This is a genomic window from Pseudoduganella sp. RAF53_2, assembly GCF_052113985.1.
GTDB lineage: Bacteria > Pseudomonadota > Gammaproteobacteria > Burkholderiales > Burkholderiaceae_D > Rugamonas.
In genome coordinates this window covers 1-2,915 of the sequence record NZ_JBFRDW010000714.1, presented here as the reverse complement: position 1 = coordinate 2,915, position 2,915 = coordinate 1, and the positions used below count along the sequence as shown (strand labels likewise).

At 63.0% G+C, this 2,915-nt stretch carries 3 protein-coding genes; 2 read left to right on the top strand and 1 reads right to left on the bottom strand.

Annotation, left to right across the window (positions count from 1 at the left end):
• Positions 1-950: S8 family serine peptidase (locus AB4Z11_RS28310; protein WP_442029158.1), on the top strand; the 950-nt coding region annotated here is incomplete at its 5' end.
• On the top strand, positions 931-1,197 hold the full coding sequence (locus tag AB4Z11_RS28305; protein ID WP_442029157.1) for a hypothetical protein: 267 nt from the start codon (positions 931-933) through the stop codon (positions 1,195-1,197). The genes AB4Z11_RS28310 and AB4Z11_RS28305, both read left to right, overlap by 20 nt.
• Before the next feature lie 92 nt (positions 1,198-1,289).
• Here AB4Z11_RS28305 and AB4Z11_RS28300 read toward each other — a convergent pair whose 3' ends face one another.
• The gene (locus tag AB4Z11_RS28300; protein WP_442029156.1) at positions 1,290-2,666 is read right to left on the bottom strand and encodes an MATE family efflux transporter; all 1,377 of its coding nucleotides are present in this window, start codon (positions 2,664-2,666) and stop codon (positions 1,290-1,292) included.
• Positions 2,667-2,915: the final 249 nt, after the last annotated feature.

Sequence of the window (2,915 nt, the reverse complement as noted above, 5' to 3'; positions counted from 1 at the left end):
CCATCAGCGATGAATGCGGGCCGGGGCAACTGGTGGTGGCGGCGGCGGGCAATGAGGGCGGCGATCCTATCCACGTCAATCAGCTGGTGAATGCGCGCAGCCCGGCCAGTTTCGACATCAAGGTCAATGCGCGCAGCGAAAAGGAACCTGCACCGTATTTGCTTTTCAACGGCTGGTATTCGGGCAAGGGCGTTTGCGAAGTGCGCGTGACGGGGCCGAATGGCGATGCGACCAAGTGGCAGGGCCTGATCGCCGATGATCCCGGCGCGACCAAGTACACGGTCGGTTCGGACTCCGTGACGATCGCATCGCCCAATGCGCTGGCGCCCAATGGCGACCGGCAATTCGTGATCGAGGTGGCGGGTAATAACAATGGCCCGGTGCTCGGTGGCACCTGGAAGCTGGAGGTGCGGCGCAAGAGCGGCACGCCGGGCCAGCTGCATGTGTGGCTGCTGCTCGATCCATCTGCGCCCAATTCGGGGCGCTTTGCCGATCCCACGTTTTCTTATCTGATCGGCTCTCCCGGCTCGGCGACGGACGTGGTGACGGCAGCCAGCTACACCTGCCGCAATGAGTGGAACGATCTGGCGGGCGAGCACGAAACGGTGGGGCTGGTGTTGAATACTGTGTCGGAATTCAGCAGTCCCGGGCCTCTGCGCAACGGCCGTCCCAAGCCTGACGTCACCGCACCAGGCGCCATGATCGCTTCCTGCCTCGCGTCGGCGGCGCAGGCCGACCAGCGCTTCGTCATCGCCAAGCGCTATCAGCTGATGGCCGGCACCAGCATGGCCACGCCATTCGTTGCCGGCTTACTGGCCCTGCAACTGGAACTGAAGCCCAGGCTGACGCCGGCCCAGGCCAAGGCGTGGCTGAAGTCCCACTCGAAAATACCGGGCAGCGCGGCAGGCAAGCATGATGTAAAGTGGGGGTATGGCCTCATCAAAATTTGACGCGGCACTCTGCCTGCACTGCGTGAACCATGGCGGCGAAGCGGTGCAGGTTTCAGTACGCCTCCACAGCACATTGACGGACGAAGAAGTGGCCAGGTTCCAGCAACTGGGCCTGGCCGATGCCGACACGCGCCGCCACATCCTGTTCGGCCGCCTGTCGCCGGACGCGCTGCAATCACTGAACGACTCGCCTAAAGTCGCCAGCCTGTCGCTGGTGCAGAAATCGCAGCCGAAAGGCGGCGCTTAACGCTGCAATGGCGCTGCAATGGCGCTGCAATGGCGCTGCAGCTGGCGCTGATGCGTTGGGCGGATCTGTTGAGGGCGCCGAACCCTTCCGGCTCAGGTCCGCAGTCGCTGCATCGACAGCCGATGCAATGACCAGGTCAGCAGCACGGCCGCAATCGTCAGCCCCACTACCAAACCAATCCAAAAACCACTGGCCGCCATCGGCTGCGCCGGTGCAAACGGCACCCAGGCAGGCGCCAGTCCCAGAATCCACCCCATCGGCAGCGCGAACACCCAGAACGCCAGCAGCTGGATCACCATCGGCTGCCGTGTCACCTTATAACCGCGAATCGCGCAAGAGGTCGACACCTGCGTCGCATCCGACAGCTGGAATACCGCCGCAAACAGCAGCAGCTGCACGCACAGCGCCTGCACTGCAACATCATTGGTGTAAGCCGCTGCGATCTGATGCCGGAACACCGCAATGAACACCGCCGACAGCACACCGAAACCCAGCGCCATCGCCACGCCCACCCATGACGCAAAGCGTGCCCGCACCGGATTGCCTTCGCCCATGGCCTGCCCCACGCGGGTCACCGTGCCGATGCCAAAGCTGAGCGGCACCATGAACACCAGCGAAGAAAAATTCAGCGCAATCTGATGCGCCGACACCTGCTCCACGCCGAAGCGCGCCACCATCAGGCTGACCGAACCGAAGGCGCTGACTTCCGCAAAATAGGTGATGCCGATCGGCAGGCCAAGGCGCAGCATGCTGCGGATTTCCGGCCAGTGCGGCCATTCCCAATGCGTGAAAGGATAAGTCTGGCGGTAAGGATCGGCAATGCGCACCCACACCAGCATGGCGCCCAGCATCAGCCAGGTGCAGCAGGCGGTGGCGATCGCGCAGCCGATGCCGCCCAATGCCGGCATGCCAAAATGGCCGAAGATCAGCACCCAGTTCACGCAAACGTTGAACGCCAGCCCAAGCAGCGCAATCACCATCACGGGCTTGGTCTGGTTGATGCTGGCGCTGTAGCCGTACAAAGCGCGGTAAGCTGCATAAGCGGGCAGGGCGCTGCTGATGATGTGMACGAACAGCGATGCACGCCGGTTCACTTCCGGCGCCATTTGCAGGTGGTCGAACAGCAGCGTCGACAGATTGGCGAACAGCGCCGCCAGCAGGCCCACTCCCAGCGCCTTCCACAGCGCCTGCCGCACAGTGTGGGGAATCGTGCCGAAATCGCCGGCGCCCACCTCGTGTGCTACAACGGTATTAATCGCCATCATGATGCCGGTGACGGTCACGATGGTGATGGACCAGATCGAGGCGCCCAGGGACACCGCCGCCAGCTCGGCGGCGCTGGAATGGCCCGTCATCGCCACGTCGGCCACGCCCATGCCCACGGTGGCCACCTGGCCGACCAGTACAGGCCAGGCCAGCTTCCACAGGCCGGCGGCTTCGGTACGGAAATGGTCGAGCGTAAACTTCATGGGCGGCTTTGCAAAAAGAATATGATTCTACTGGAGTAGGAAATTGTTACAAGGTCCTGTATGCTCACGGCCCCACGGCCGCGTTGGATGCGTAATGGCGCCGCGCGGCGACAGCAACACTATGGAGATAACATGAAACGCCTGATGATCCTGGCCAGCCTTGCAGCAGGTCTGGCCGCACAAGCCGCCAATGCGGCGGAAGTCACCTTCTTTGCCGGCCCCAATTTCAGCGGCCAGCAAGTCACCATC